Source organism: Rhodococcus sp. WS3, from assembly GCF_003797085.1.
GTDB classification, from domain to species: Bacteria; Actinomycetota; Actinomycetes; order Mycobacteriales; family Mycobacteriaceae; genus Rhodococcus_F; species Rhodococcus_F globerula.
Window position 1 is genome coordinate 373952 of sequence record NZ_RKMA01000003.1, and the last position, 13627, is coordinate 387578.

General features: G+C 63.1%; 13 protein-coding genes. 7 read left to right on the forward strand and 6 right to left on the reverse strand.

Annotated elements, in window-relative coordinates; all coding sequences use genetic code 11:
• Positions 1 to 3: 3 nt before the first annotated feature.
• A complete protein-coding gene (locus tag EEB13_RS22880; RefSeq protein WP_033234222.1) occupies positions 4 to 903 on the forward strand; it encodes a universal stress protein in 900 nt (299 codons plus the stop codon).
• Positions 900 to 2453, forward strand: coding sequence for an APC family permease (locus EEB13_RS22885; protein WP_033234221.1), 1554 nt, complete (start codon positions 900 to 902; stop codon positions 2451 to 2453). The genes EEB13_RS22880 and EEB13_RS22885 overlap by 4 nt, the downstream gene beginning before the upstream one ends.
• Here the strand turns inward: EEB13_RS22885 and EEB13_RS22890 are convergent.
• Positions 2440 to 3051, reverse strand: a complete 612-nt coding sequence (locus EEB13_RS22890) for a TetR/AcrR family transcriptional regulator C-terminal domain-containing protein (RefSeq protein ID WP_033234220.1) — start codon at positions 3049 to 3051, stop codon at positions 2440 to 2442. The genes EEB13_RS22885 and EEB13_RS22890 overlap by 14 nt on opposite strands.
• A 150-nt stretch (positions 3052 to 3201) precedes the next feature.
• Between EEB13_RS22890 and EEB13_RS22895 the strand changes: the two genes are divergently transcribed.
• Positions 3202 to 4146 carry a nitrilase-related carbon-nitrogen hydrolase gene (locus EEB13_RS22895; RefSeq protein WP_141486347.1) on the forward strand — a complete coding sequence of 315 codons (945 nt, stop codon included), beginning with the start codon at positions 3202 to 3204 and terminating at the stop codon, positions 4144 to 4146.
• Positions 4146 to 5171: an agmatine/peptidylarginine deiminase gene (locus EEB13_RS22900; protein ID WP_141486348.1), complete on the forward strand. Its 1026-nt coding sequence runs from the start codon at positions 4146 to 4148 to the stop codon at positions 5169 to 5171. The genes EEB13_RS22895 and EEB13_RS22900 overlap by 1 nt, the downstream gene beginning before the upstream one ends.
• On the opposite strand, the gene EEB13_RS22905 is transcribed toward EEB13_RS22900, so the two are convergent.
• The 3 genes from EEB13_RS22905 to EEB13_RS22915 are packed head-to-tail and all read right to left on the reverse strand — an operon-like array spanning position 5168 to position 8950.
• A complete protein-coding gene (locus EEB13_RS22905) occupies positions 5168 to 7105 on the reverse strand; it encodes a vWA domain-containing protein (RefSeq protein WP_045069211.1) in 1938 nt (645 codons plus the stop codon). The two genes, EEB13_RS22900 and EEB13_RS22905, sit on opposite strands and share 4 nt — an antisense overlap.
• Positions 7106 to 7115: 10 nt before the next feature.
• Positions 7116 to 8492 (reverse strand): ATP-binding protein, encoded by a 1377-nt coding sequence (locus EEB13_RS22910; protein ID WP_141486349.1) that lies wholly within the window; start codon positions 8490 to 8492, stop codon positions 7116 to 7118.
• Between the two features lie 53 nt (positions 8493 to 8545).
• Complete coding sequence (locus EEB13_RS22915) at positions 8546 to 8950, reverse strand: VOC family protein (RefSeq protein ID WP_033234216.1); 405 nt, start codon at positions 8948 to 8950, stop codon at positions 8546 to 8548.
• A 74-nt stretch (positions 8951 to 9024) separates the two neighbouring features.
• On the opposite strand from EEB13_RS22915, the gene EEB13_RS22920 reads away from it, so the two are divergent.
• From EEB13_RS22920 to EEB13_RS22930, 3 genes are all read left to right on the forward strand, one after another.
• Positions 9025 to 9597, forward strand: coding sequence for a DUF4126 domain-containing protein (locus tag EEB13_RS22920; protein ID WP_138872347.1), 573 nt, complete (start codon positions 9025 to 9027; stop codon positions 9595 to 9597).
• Positions 9598 to 9624: 27 nt separating this feature from the next.
• On the forward strand, positions 9625 to 10593 hold the full coding sequence (locus tag EEB13_RS22925) for an alpha/beta hydrolase (RefSeq protein WP_141486350.1): 969 nt from the start codon (positions 9625 to 9627) through the stop codon (positions 10591 to 10593).
• A gap of 496 nt (positions 10594 to 11089) precedes the next feature.
• Positions 11090 to 11311 (forward strand): hypothetical protein, encoded by a 222-nt coding sequence (locus EEB13_RS22930; RefSeq protein ID WP_033234213.1) that lies wholly within the window; start codon positions 11090 to 11092, stop codon positions 11309 to 11311.
• 85 nt (positions 11312 to 11396) lie between these two features.
• On the opposite strand, the gene purH is transcribed toward EEB13_RS22930, so the two are convergent.
• Positions 11397 to 12956 (reverse strand): bifunctional phosphoribosylaminoimidazolecarboxamide formyltransferase/IMP cyclohydrolase, encoded by a 1560-nt coding sequence (purH, locus tag EEB13_RS22935; protein WP_033234212.1) that lies wholly within the window; start codon positions 12954 to 12956, stop codon positions 11397 to 11399.
• Entirely contained in the window at positions 12949 to 13590 is a 642-nt protein-coding gene (purN, locus tag EEB13_RS22940) for a phosphoribosylglycinamide formyltransferase (RefSeq protein ID WP_051730473.1), read from the reverse strand. Before purN ends, purH begins: the two co-directional genes overlap by 8 nt.
• Between the last annotated feature and the right edge of the window lie 37 nt (positions 13591 to 13627).

Consider the following 13627-nt stretch of genomic DNA (forward strand, 5'->3'; position numbering starts at 1 on the left):
ACCATGCGCCTTATCGTCGGATACCTCGCCACACCCAGCGGTAAAGACGGGCTGGTCCTCGGGACGCAGCTCGCGCGCAGTCTCGGCGCGCAACTCGACATCTGCATGGTGCTCCCTCCGGACCGAACCCTCCCGGCCAAGATTCCCTCGGAACCCGGCTACGACGACATCCTCGCCGCCCGCGCGCACGAGTGGCTTGCCGAGGCTCGAGCGTCGGTGCCCGAGGACATCCCGGTCGAAGTACATCTGAGCTTCCACGAGTCGTTTGCTCAGGGACTACTCGACGAAGTGGACCGACTGGGCGCGCTGGCGATTGTGGTGGGTGCGTCCGGCGACGGTCTGCTCGGCCGCCACTCGATAGGTTCGGTGTCCACCGAACTGTTGCACTCGGCCCACGTCCCGGTTGCACTGGCACCGCGCGGAACCCGACACTCGTCGGCGTCGGCGATCCGCGAGATCACGTGTGCACTCGGTACCCGTGTCGGCGCCGATATCGTCTTGAACACGGCTGTGCGCACCAGCGAACAAATGCACGTTCCGCTGCGCCTGGTCTCACTGGTGGCGTTGGACCCGCAGAACGATCTCCGCGATCACCGCGACACTGCCGAGTCGGCGAGAGAGCGCGCGCGAAGTCACGCTCAGGACACACTCGACGTCGCAAGGGCTGCGCTCCCCGAGGATGTTCCGATCGAGGTCATCATCGCCGACGGTTCCACTGTGGAATCGGCAGTGCGTCAACTGGACTGGCAGGACGGCGATCTCGTGATGGTCGGTTCCAGTCGCCTCGCGCAGCCGCGCAAACTTTTTCTGGGCTCCACCGCCGCCAAGATGCTGCGCGTGTTGCCCGTTCCCATGGTCGTAGTGCCCAAGCACGAATTCACCCAGCCGGAGGCACTGTCATGACGAGCAACGAAACTTCGCAGCCACCTGCAGGCAACGAACTGAGTTCCAAAGGTCTCGCCACCGGCAAGATCGGGATGATCTCCGGCGCAGTTCTCGGAATCTCTTCCGTGGCACCGGGTTACACCCTGACCGCCAGTATCGGATTGATCGTCGCCGCCGTCGGCCTCAAGATGCCCGCCATCTTCATCGCCGGCTTCATTCCGATGTTCCTCACCGCGTACGCATATCGCGAACTGAACTCCGATACTCCAGACTGCGGGGCGTCATTCACGTGGTCCACCAAGGCATTCGGCCCGTACGTCGGCTGGATGTGCGGTTGGGGCATGGTGATCGCCACCATCATCGTGCTCTCGAATCTCGCCGCCATTGCCGTCGACTTCTTCTATCTGTTCATCGCACGGGTGGTCGACAATCCGTCGATCGCGGATCTACCGGGTAACAAACTTGTCAATGTCGGCACGACGCTGGTGTTCATCGCCCTGGCCACCTGGATAGCGAGTCGAGGAATCACCACGAGCGAGCGCGTGCAGTTCGCACTCGTCGGCTTCCAGATGGTGCTGCTCGTCGTCTTTGCCGTCGTCGCACTCGTTCACGTCGGTGCCGGAGACGCCCCGGCCGGATTGTCGTTCGACCTCAGCTGGTTCAACCCGTTCAGCGGACTCGCCATCGGCGCTTTTGTCATCGGACTGACCGGATCGATCTTCGCCTTCTGGGGCTGGGACACGTGCCTGACGTTGGGTGAGGAGTCGAAGAACCCCAAGAAGACCCCGGGCCGCGCCGGACTACTGTGTGTTGCAACCATTCTCCTGACCTACCTGCTGGTTGCCGTTGCCGCGATGATGTACGCCGGCGTCGGAGAGGAAGGCCTCGGCCTCGGAAATCCCGAGAATTCGGAGAACGTCTTCGGCGCATTGGCAGACCCCGTACTGGGCGACTGGGGCGGCATGCTCCTCTTCCTTGCCGTCTTCGTATCCTCGGTCGCCAGCCTCCAGACCACGTTCCTCCCGGCCGCACGAACCATGCTCGCGATGGGAGCCTACGGAGCCTTCCCCAAGAAGCTTGCCGAGGTATCCCCGCGGTTCCTGGTGCCGTCTTACGCGACCGTGGTTGCCGGCGTTGTGACGGCGGTGTTCTACACCGTTGTCACGTTCCTCTCCGAAAGCGCTCTCCTCGACACGATCGCTGCGCTGGGCATCATGATCTGCTGGTACTACGGCATCACGGCATTTGCGTGTGTCTGGTACTTCCGCCGGACGGTGTTCGACAGCATGCGCAACTTCGTCTTCCGACTGGCGTTCCCGCTACTGGGTGGCCTGATGCTGCTCGCGGTGTTCGTCATCTCGATCCAAGAGAGCATGGATCCCGAGAATGCGAGTGGCGCTTCGATCGGCGGAATCGGCCTGGTGTTCTTCCTGGGCTTCGGAATCCTGATCCTCGGCGCCGTACTGATGATGGTGATGCGCGTGCGCAACCCGGAGTTCTTCGAGGGCAAGACCCTCAACCGCGACACGGTCGCGTTGCGCGACGAAAGCGATCTCAGCTCGACTTAGGAGACTGGGCAACCAACCCAGCCATCAGCACGCGCAAACCGAATTCGAAGGCGGCATCGGCACGTTCGGGATTTTTCCCGGACGTTGCCAATGCCGCCTTCATCGCGTCGTTCACTTCCGGCCCGGCGGCCCATTGGACCTCGGGCGCTGCCAGATCGAGCGCGGAACCGAGAACAAAACTGTCTACCGTCGTGATCGCGTGGAGCGTCGCCGACGGATCGAACCCACCGTCCGAAAATGCCTGCGCCAGTGCGTTGTACAGACCGAAGGCAACACCGGCTTGCACCGTCTGGGCAGTGAAGAGCGGGATCAAGCGAGGATGCTCGGCATAGCTGCGCCGATATTCGGACGCCAACGCCGCTACGGTGTCGGTCCACGAACCGTCAACCGATCGGAGGTCGATGCCCGCCATCAATTGAGCTCTCATCAGTTCGACGATCTCGGCCCGCCCGGACACATGGTTGTACAACGAGGACGGTCGCACCTTCAGTCTTCCCGCGAGTCCCGGCATGGTGAAGTCGCCGGTTTCGTCCACCGATTCGATTGCCGCCTCGGTGATGATTTCGGGCGAGAGCAGTCGTTGCGATGGCCGCGGCATATGTCCTCCTGTAGTGATCCACACCGTTCGGTGCGCCGCAAAAAAACAATTCCTCGAAAGTCCTTGATCAATCAGCGCTCACCCACCATACTTAACGAATCACATTCGTTTTACGTTGAACGTCGAACATCCGAGTACTGAGGAAACCCCATGCTGACGATCACCGCCCTCACTCCGCCCGAGTCGCCGGCCGCGACAGCGCAGTCCACGTCTGCCCCACTGCGCGTCGGCCTCGTCCAACATCGCTGGCACGAGGACCGCAGCGACATCCACACCGAACTGAGCGAGGGCATCGCGGCCGCAGCCAAGCTGGGCGCTTCAGTGGTCTTCCTTCCGGAGCTGACGCTCAGCCGCTACCCGGCCTCCACCCCCGCCGGCGACAATCCCGGACGCGAAGCGGAAGACCTACTCACCGGACCCACGCTCGCCTTCGCAGCCAAGGCTGCCGCCGAGAACCAGGTCCTCGTTCATGCGTCGCTGTACGAGCGCAGCGAGGCCGAGGACGGACTGGGCTTCAACACCGCCATCCTCGTCTCGCCCGCCGGTGAACTTCTCGGGAGAACCCGCAAGCTCCACATTCCGGTGACCGCCGGGTACTACGAGGACACGTACTTCCGAGGAGGCCCGGCGCAGGACGCGTACCCCGTTCACGAGGCACTCGGCGCCAAGTTCGGACTCCCGACGTGCTGGGACGAGTGGTTCCCCGAGGTCGCGCGCGCTTACTCACTCGCCGGTGCACAGGTCCTGGTGTACCCCACGGCGATCGGCTCGGAGCCCGATCACCCGAACTTCGACACCCAACCGCTGTGGCAGCAGGTAATCGTCGGAAACGGTATCGCGAACGGCACCTTCATGGTCGTCCCCAACCGGCACGGCAGCGAAGGCCTCATCACCTTCTACGGTTCGTCCTTCATCTCGGACCCGTACGGACGCATCCTCGTTCAGGCACCCCGTGACGAATCCGCTGTGCTGGTAGCCGATCTCGATCTTCAGCAGCGCGAGGACTGGCTTGCACTGTTCCCGTTCCTGGCAACCCGCCGACCCGACACCTACGCGGCCCTGACCGCACCGGTGAACACCGCGGGAGCCAACTGATGACCTGGCGCATGCCCGCGGAAAGTGAACCGCACGAACGTACCTGGATGGCCTACCCCAGCGCCGGATACTCCCTCGGGGACACTGCGGAGCAGCAGCACGAAGCGCGGTCGACGTGGGCTGCAGTTGCCCACGCCATCGCAGAATTCGAGCCGGTCACCGTCGCCGTCGACCCGGCGGAGGTCGAAGAAGCACGAAAGTACCTGTCCGAGAAGGTCGACATCGTCGAGGCACCTCTCAACGACGCCTGGATGCGCGACATCGGGCCGACGTTCGTCTTGTCCGACGAGGGCCGCCTCGGCGGAGTCGACTGGGTGTTCAACGGCTGGGGCGCACAGGATTGGGCGCAGTGGGACAAGGACTCGAAAATCGGAGCGTTTGTCGTCGAACAGTCCGGCGCCCAGTTGATCGACTCACCACTCGTCAACGAGGGCGGCGGCATTGCGGTCGACGGCCTCGGCACCGTGTTGGTCACCGAAACCGTCCAACTCGATCCGGGGCGCAATCCCGATCTGACAAAGGCGGACATCGAGGCCGAACTCGCCCGCACCATCGGCGCCAAGCACGTGATCTGGCTTCCCCGCGGATTGACTCGCGATCAGGAGACCTACGGAACGCGCGGACACGTCGACATCGTCGCTGCCATCTCGTCCCCCGGAGTGGTACTGGTCCACGACCAGCGCAACCCCATGCACCCCGACTACGCCGTCAGCAAGACCATCATCGAGTTGTTCGAACGCTCGACCGATGTCGGCGGACGGCCGTGGAAGGTCATCCGTGTTCCCGCTCCCGAGATCCTGCGCGACGACGAGGGATTCGTCGACTACAGCTACATCAACCACCTCGTGGTCAACCGCGGAGTGATCGCCTGCAGCTTCGACGATCCCGCCGACGCGGAAGCGGTCGAGATTCTTGCAGCCGCCTATCCAGGACGCACCGTCGTCACCGTCGACGCGAGGCCTCTGTTCGAACGCGGCGGCGGCATCCATTGCATCACCCAGCATCAGCCGGCCGAACAAAACTAGTGACGGCCCCGCATGTAGTCGCTGACCACGGCTGCGCCGAGGCCGTCGACATCAGGAGCTATGACGCGTCCGCCCACCCGGTGCGCCATTCGGTCGACCACCCTGGCCAGACCGGGATCCTCACCGAGCCGGAAGAACGTGACCTTGGCGCCCAGTCTGGCCACCGCGTCGAGTGCGCGAACCGTAAGTCCCAGGGTTCGCGCACTCGGCGGGTAGTCGAACCGTGCTTCTCCGTCCGCTTCGAGATGAGCCGTCGGCTCACCGTCGGTGACGATCAGCACCACCGGCTGCGCGTTGGAATGGCGTCGAAGGTGCCTGGCCGCCAACAAGAGTGCATGGTGGAGGTTGGTTCCCTGATCCCACGCGCCGTCCAGTCCCGCCAACTCCGACGGGTTCAATACATGCGCGTGGCGTCCGAAGGCGATGAGTTGCAGTTCGTCGCTGCGGAAGCGGGTGCTCACCAGATGATTGAGCGCCAGCGCGGTGCGCTTCATCGGTACCCACCGATCTTCCATCACCATGGAGAACGACGTGTCCACCAACAATGCGACGGCAGCCTGACTACGCTGCTCCGTTTCGGCAACTTCGACGTCGACGACGCTCAGCCGCACCGGCATTCGGCCCGGGTCACGAAGCACAGCGTTGGTGATCGTTCTCGTGACGTCCCAGGGTTCTGTGTCCCCGAATTCCCATTCTCGGGAAGCTCCGGTCGGTTCGCCCATCGACCCGGCCCGACGCGTATCTCGTTGTCCGTTTCTGGATGACAACTGACCGGCAACGTCGCGCAGTGCCGTCTGTCCGAGTTGGCGCATCGCCTTGGGCGACAAGCGCCATTGGCCGTCTGGTGCCCGATCGAAGAAACCCTGTTCCTGCAAGGCCTTTTCGAGGTCGGCCAGGGTGCGAGCGTCAGCTGCGGCTTCGTCACCGAGTTGCCTCGCGAGCAGTTCGGGGTCGATGTCGTCGAGCCCTGCGCCCGCATACTGTTGCGAGAGTTGATCGGCCAACGATTCCAGCTCGGCGATATCGGACAGTGCGCCAGTCCCCTCACCCAAGCCCATTCCGTTGTCCCCGCGGAACTGCTGCGAACCTTCCCAGTCCTCCCCCGGCCGGGCGGCCTGCAGATGCTGATCCAACTTGCCGAGTTCGTCGATCAGGCTCGGATCACCGAAAGCCTGCTGCGCCAAAGCATCCAACTCGTCACGTTGCTCTTGAGACAGCGAGTTTCGTAGGCGCTGCGCGGCAGCGGCGCGTTGCGCGAGGGAGTCGAGAAGTTCCTCGACATTGCTGGGGTTGTCGGGAAAATACTCTCCGTATTTGTCCATGAACTCCGTGAACTGCTCCGGAGTGTCAACCCCACGTGCATGAGCGTCGAGCAGTTGATTCAGATCGGCCAGCATCTGGCGAATCTGCTCACGATCCTCGTCGGTAGCGCCCTCGAGTGCCTGCTTCATTCCCGAAAAACGCTGATCGAGAACCTCGCGTCCGAGAAGATCACGAATCTTCTCGTAGTCGGCTCTCGCCTGCTCGCTGCGCCAGTTGTAATCGGCCAGTTCCTGAACTGCCTGAGCCGTCGACGGCGGCAACTCCTCGATGCGCATTTCGTTGAACCTGGCATCGTCGTCGAGAGCGCGCGCCAACTCCTTGCGCTCCTCGAGCACCGCCTTGTCCAGCAATTTCCGGGCCTCGTCGAGAGTTCCGCCGAGGTTGTTGCGGCGCAGCAGTTCACGTCGACGCCGATTGGCCTGGGCGGCAAGGTCGTCGAGCCCACGCATGTCCCGGTTGCCGCGCCGCAGAAGCTCGCGCAGCGCGTGGCGAGGCGACGTCCCGGACAGCACGTCGTCACCGATCGCCGCCAACGCATCGCGCAGGTCCACCGGCGGTGCCAGCGGATCGGGGCCGCCGTCGTACGGCCCATAGCGCGGATTGTGAATCATCGCCCGCTCCTTACGAGTACACCGAGCGGCCGCCCGGGCCTTGATCTTTGGAGATCCGGCGCGCGAGGTAGAGCCCTTCGAGCGCCAACTCGGCACCAGCGGCACGCTCACCGTCGGATTGGGCACCAAGACGTTCGGCGATCTCGTCCAGAACCTCGATCTCGGGCAGTTCTTCGAGAAGCGCCTTGGCCGTGACGGATTCACCCGTGACGACGGTATTGCCCATCTCCACGGCGGCAACCAACATTCCCAGGTCGATTCCACCGAGGCGCACCCGAACGGTGTCTGCCGTCGCTCGACGCAACAGGTGCTCGAGCACTTCCAGTTCGCGGCCCTCTTCGCCGGATTCGAACTCCACCTTGCCGCGCAGAACTTCCACGACCGATTCCAGATCTACCGGTCTCGCAACAGCATCCGCCTCACCGAGGACCGCGGCGCGTCGTACTGCTGCGGCACTGACGGTCTCGGCACCGGCCACAGCAAACCGTGCCGACACACCCGAACGCTGGTCGACAGACGTGGATTCACGGAGCAGTCGAGTGAAGCGGGCAAGGATCTCGAGCAGGTACTCGGGAACCTCCGCTGCGAGATGCGCTTCCTGCTCGATCACAGCGATTTCGTCCATCAACTCGACCGGATAGTGGGTACGGATCTCAGCACCGAAACGGTCTTTGAGCGGGGTGATGATGCGCCCGCGGTTGGTGTAGTCCTCGGGGTTGGCGCTCGCCACCAACAGTACGTCGAGCGGGAGCCGCAACGTGTATCCACGAACCTGGATGTCCCGCTCTTCCATCACGTTGAGAAGCGACACCTGGATGCGCTCGGCGAGGTCCGGAAGTTCGTTGATCGCCACAATTCCGCGGTGCGCTCGGGGTACGAGGCCGAAGTGAATGGTCTCTGGGTCACCGAGGCTGCGGCCCTCCGCGACCTTGACCGGATCGACGTCACCGATCAGGTCCGCGACCGAGGTATCAGGCGTCGCGAGTTTCTCGGAGTACCGCTCGCTGCGGTGGCGCCACACCACCGGCAGGTCGTCGCCCAGTTCCTCGGCTCGACGAATCGAAGCCGGCGTGATCGGCTCGTAGGGATGCTCCCCCAGCTCCGATCCTTCGATGACGGGCGTCCATTCGTCGAGCAGCAAGCTGAGCGTTCGAAGCACTCTTGTCTTGCCCTGCCCACGTTCGCCGAGTAGGACGACGTCGTGGCCGGCGATCAGGGCCCGCTCGAGTTGCGGAGCGACAGTGTCCTCGAACCCGACTATGCCGGGCCAAGGATCGCGGCCGTCCCGCAACGCGGCGAGAAGGTTCTCCCGAATTTCTTCTTTGACACTTCGTTGCACGTGTCCGGCGGCGCGTAGCTCACCGAGGGTCTTGGCGACAGTCACCACACCAAGTTACGAGCATTTGCGCGATTGCGCCGCGCGCCGAGAAAGATTCGAGGTCAGCCCTGCACCTGAGACTGGTCCATCCAGATGATTTCCCAGATGTGGCCGTCGGGATCCTGGAAGCTGCGGGAGTACATGAATCCGTGGTCCTGAGTGGCATTTCCAGCGCTGCCACCTGTTGCCAGAGCCTTGTCGACGATGGTGTCCACTGCCTCGCGAGTCTCCGCCGACAGACCCAACAGCGCTTCCGTCGACGTCGACGTATCGGCAATTTCCTTCGACGTGAAGGTCTTGAAAAATGGCTCTGCCAGCAACATCACGACAATTTCGTCGCTGATGACGATAGACGACGCGTTGTCGTCGGAGAACTGTGGGTTCTTGGCGTACCCGAGCCCCTCGTAGAAGGCTGTGGCCTTGCCCAGGTCTTTGACGGGCAGGTTGAGGAAGAACATGGTCGGCATGAAAGTTCCTTTCCGATGGTTTGGTGTGTGCCTTTATACCCGTACGCGATGAAATCCAGACCTAAACTCCACCCATGGATACCTGGGTCTTACCCGCCATGCTCGGCCTCGGCCTTGCCGCAGCTTCGGGGATGCGAACGTTCCTGCCGCTGCTGATGCTGAGCGCTGCCGTCCATTTCGAGCTGTTCGGGATCACCGTCGGTGAGTCGATGCAGTGGATCGGATCGACCGGCGCTCTGGTGGCGCTGGCGATCGCCGCGGTCGTCGAATTGGGTGCCGACCTCATTCCCTTTGTCGACAACGCGCTATCCGTGGTCGGCAATGTCACCGGTCCCATCGCCGGGGTGATCGCGGCCTGGGCCGCGTTCAGTCATCTTGATCCTGCGGTGGCGGGGATAGCCGCCATCATCGTCGGGGCACCAACGGCACTGACCTTCAGCTCCGCGCAGACCGGCGCGCGAGCGGTCAGTACGGCAACCACCGGTGGGCTCGCCAACCCTGTGCTCTCGGTGGTCGAGGACGTGCTGACGTTCTTCACGTCGTTGATTGCGATGATCCTTCCGCTCCTGATCATTCCGCTGCTCGCCGCGCTCTTGTGGTTCAGTTGGCGGGGCCTGCGCCGCCTCCGCAGTGCGCGTACCGCCTGAACATCCGAACCTGGTAGACAGGTCGTCATGTCCGACACCGAGATCACGTTTCAATCCGGCGACATCACCCTCTTCGGGAGTCTGCGCCTCGCCACCACCCCAGACGAACAAACACCTGCCGCGCTCATCCTGGCGGGTAGCGGTCCCACCGATCGCAACGGCGACAGCGCACTCCTCGAGGGCGATATCGGTACGCTTCGGTTCATCGCGGATCTCCTTGAAGAACAGGGCATTTCGAGTCTGCGTTACGACAAGATCGGCAGCGGCGAAACCGGCTTGGGACCGTACGAGGTCGACGACATCGCAGATCTCGGTTTCAACACGTACGTCGACGCGGCCTCTTCCGGTCTCGACTTCCTGGCAGCGCAACCCGGCGTCGACGCCGAGCGACTGATCATCATCGGTCACAGCGACGGCGCGGTGGTGGCTCTTGCCGTGGCCACCGGTCACGGCGGTTCCCGCGTCCGTGCACTCGCTCTGGTCGAACCGCTGAGCATCAGGCTCCTCGACCTTCTGACCAACCAGATTCACGGGCAACTCGACGCGGTTGTCGGGGCCGGGCAGTTGCCGGTCGAATTGGCTGACGAGCTTCGAGTGGCGCTCGCCGGCGCAGTCGAATCGTTGCGCAGTGACGGCACGGTTCCCGACGATCTTCCCGAACCTCTCCGCAATGCCGGACTGGTGTACGCAAATGCCAAGGCTCTCGCCGAGGAAGATGCACTGGACCCGGTTGCACTGGTGGCGTCGCTTCCAGCCGGCATGCCGGTCCTCACCAGTTGCTCGGCCAAGGACATCCAGATCGTTCCGGCCGAGGTCGCGGCACTCGACGAGGCTCTCGCTCATACCGCGCTCACCTCGGTACGGATGAAGAACGCGAGTTTCGTACTCAAGGATCTCGGTGACGAGCACTCGACGGGCCCCGATTACGTCGCCCCCCTGCCGTATTCGAGCGAGTTTGCCGAGCCGTTTGCTGCCTGGGTTCGCTCACTCCGCTGAGCCGCCACCCCGGGCTGCATACAGACCGAACGGCCTTGTTTTTCGATATGGAAGTCCCCTTGCGAATCATCGCGGGGGGACTTTCGTTTTTGGTACTGGACCTGTACAAAGAGCAGTTGCGCGACGCAGAACGCCGGGACAAAAGTCACACGGAGTTTACGTTTGTGTTGGTTTTTATTGGTGCAATCCCTGGCAGCGTCCTGTACGGTCATCCATTAACCAGCTACGCCGAACGAGAAAGGCACGGATCAGATGACGCTTCACCCGGACTTTGCATCCGCGCTTTCGTGGCGCAGCTGCACCGCCCCCGTACACATTTTTTCCGCCGGCACATCGGCAGATCGTATGGCCGGTAAGGCGATGAATCACAAGCACATCAGCCACAAGCGCGGTGTCCCCCGAGAATGATCCACCGATTGATCGGATCCGTTTTCGGGCACCCAGGGCAAACGCCTCGGGTGCCTTTTCTTTTACCTTTCACATGCAGGAGAACAACATGAAACTTCGAGTCAACCAACTGTCCACCGCGCCCCCGTATGCCGATCTGCCCTCCGACCTGAGCGGTTACGCCGTCACACTGGACCTGTCGCACTCCGACGCGGCCCACGAAGCGACTCTTGGCGGTTTGATCAGCGAAATCCGCGCCCGCGGCGCTTCCCGCGTCGTGATCACCGGAACTCCGCGTGAACTCCAGGGAACACACACCCACGCTGCCTGACCCGATACGCAAACCTTGAACGCACGAGAGACAAAAGAAAACGGGCCCCGACATTCACGTCGAGGCCCGCTTCACACGAAGTTGATCAGTGCGCGAAGTGGCGCGCACCTGTCAGGTAGAGAGTGACGCCGGCTTCCTTGGCAGCCTCGATCACCTCGTTGTCACGAACGGAACCGCCGGGCTGAACAACAGCCTTGACGCCTGCGGTCAAGAGAACCTGGAGTCCGTCGGGGAACGGGAAGAACGCGTCGGACGCGGCCACCGAACCGACAACACGATCGCCGGCGCGCTGGACCGCAAGATGCGCAGCATCCACACGGTTGACCTGGCCCATGCCGACGCCAACCGAGGCGCCGCCCTTAGCCAGCAGGATTGCGTTGGACTTCACGGAGCGGCTTGCACGCCAAGCGAATTCCAGATCCTTGAGCGTTTCCGCATCTGCCGCTTCACCGTTGGCAAGAGTCCAGTTGGCCGGGTTGTCACCATCGGCGTCGAGGACGTCGCGCTGCTGCAGCAAGGTGCCACCGGAGATGGGGCGAAGCTCGATGCCGGTAGCGGTCGGCGCTGCAGCCTTCAGTACACGAATGTTCTTCTTGCGCTGCAGAACCTCGACCGCTCCGTCTGCATAGGACGGCGCGATGACAACCTCGGTGAAGATGTCGGCGATCTGCTCGGCCAGTTCGACGGTGACCTCACGGTTGGCTGCGATGACGCCACCAAAAGCACTGACCGGGTCGCACGCATGCGCCTTGCGGTGGGCCTCGGCGATATCGGCGCCGACCGCAATGCCACAAGGGTTGGCGTGCTTGATGATTGCGACTGCCGGATCGGCGAAGTCGTAGGCTGCGCGCCAGGCGGCGTCGGAGTCCGTGTAGTTGTTGTACGACATTTCCTTGCCGTGCACCTGCTCGGCCTGAGCCAAACCTGCCGGAGCCGCCGGGTTTTCGTACAGAGCGGCATCCTGATGCGGGTTCTCGCCGTAACGCAGAACGGCGCTGCGGTTCCAGGTGGCACCGACCCAGGCTGGGAACTGCGAGCCGTCTTCGTCTGCGGCAATGGTGCTGGTCATCCAGCTCGCGACAGCCACGTCGTACGACGCGGTGTGCTGAAACGCCTGCGCGGCAAGGACAGTGCGCTCACGCAGCGTGAATCCGCCGCCGGCAACGGCCGTCAGAACGTCGGCGTAACGGGCCGGATCGACCACAACAGCAACCGACGGGTGGTTCTTCGCAGCCGCGCGCACCATCGACGGACCGCCGATGTCGATCTGCTCGACGCACTCGTCCGGCGTCGCGCCCGAAGCAACTGTCGCCGTGAACGGGTACAGGTTGACCACAACGAGTTCGAACGTCGCGATGCCGAGTTCCTCGAGCTGAGCGAGGTGATCCGGCTTGCGGGTGTCGGCCAGAACGCCGGCGTGGACGCGCGGATGCAGCGTCTTCACTCGACCTTCGAGGCATTCGGGGAATCCGGTCAGAGCCTCCACCGGGGTCACGGGGATGCCGGCGTCGGCGATCTTCGACGCGGTCGAGCCGGTCGACACCAACTCGACACCGGCCTCGTGCAGACCCGTTGCCAGCTCGATCAGACCGCTCTTGTCGTAAACACTGACAAGAGCGCGGCGCACAGCCTTGCGTTCACTCACTGGGGATCACGGCCTTTCGTCCATCGGAAACTACTCCGTGTGTAGCGACAGCGGCGATAACGTCCGCCAACAACCGCCGCTCTACAACTTTGATGCGCTCGTGCAAAGACGACTCGGTGTCGCCCGGAAGCACTGCCACAGGTTCTTGGGCCAGAATCGGCCCGGTGTCAACGCCGTCGTCGACCAGATGCACCGTCGATCCGGTGACCTTGACGCCGTACGCCATCGCGTCGGGAACCGCGTGCGCGCCTGGGAAGGCGGGCAGCAACGCGGGGTGGGTGTTGATGATCCGTCCACCGAATTTCGCCAGGAAACTGGGTCCGAGGATCTTCATGAAGCCGGCGCTCACCACCAGATCCGGCTGGTGCTGCGCAACAGCGGAGGTCAGTGCCATGTCCCAGGCGGCGCGGTCGGCAAAATCCTTGATCGATACCTTGAACGCGGGAATCTCCGCGGCTCCGGCATGTTCGGTGGCAGCGCAGTCACGATCGACACCGACGGCAACGATCTGCGCGGGGTAGTTTTCGGTGTACGACGCTTCGATGAGCGACTTCAGGAGGGTTCCCGCTCCGGACGCGAGAACCACGACGCGAGTAGGCGTCGTCTGCTGCAGGTCGTGGGCCGAGGCAGTCAGCGCTCTACTCCTGAGATCTAGAAGATGGTGTGGCCGG

Excerpts from the sequence above, each read along its gene's own strand:
- EEB13_RS22880 (WP_033234222.1), top strand. The coding sequence starts at position 4 with ATGCGCCTTATCGTCGGATACCTCGCCACACCCAGCGGTAAAGACGGG.
- EEB13_RS22885 (WP_033234221.1), top strand. The coding sequence starts at position 900 with ATGACGAGCAACGAAACTTCGCAGCCACCTGCAGGCAACGAACTGAGT.
- EEB13_RS22890 (WP_033234220.1), bottom strand. The coding sequence starts at position 3,051 with ATGCCGCGGCCATCGCAACGACTGCTCTCGCCCGAAATCATCACCGAG.
- EEB13_RS22895 (WP_141486347.1), top strand. The coding sequence starts at position 3,202 with ATGCTGACGATCACCGCCCTCACTCCGCCCGAGTCGCCGGCCGCGACA.
- EEB13_RS22900 (WP_141486348.1), top strand. The coding sequence starts at position 4,146 with ATGACCTGGCGCATGCCCGCGGAAAGTGAACCGCACGAACGTACCTGG.
- EEB13_RS22905 (WP_045069211.1), bottom strand. The coding sequence starts at position 7,105 with ATGATTCACAATCCGCGCTATGGGCCGTACGACGGCGGCCCCGATCCG.
- EEB13_RS22915 (WP_033234216.1), bottom strand. The coding sequence starts at position 8,950 with ATGCCGACCATGTTCTTCCTCAACCTGCCCGTCAAAGACCTGGGCAAG.
- EEB13_RS22920 (WP_138872347.1), top strand. The coding sequence starts at position 9,025 with ATGGATACCTGGGTCTTACCCGCCATGCTCGGCCTCGGCCTTGCCGCA.
- EEB13_RS22925 (WP_141486350.1), top strand. The coding sequence starts at position 9,625 with ATGTCCGACACCGAGATCACGTTTCAATCCGGCGACATCACCCTCTTC.
- EEB13_RS22930 (WP_033234213.1), top strand. The coding sequence starts at position 11,090 with ATGAAACTTCGAGTCAACCAACTGTCCACCGCGCCCCCGTATGCCGAT.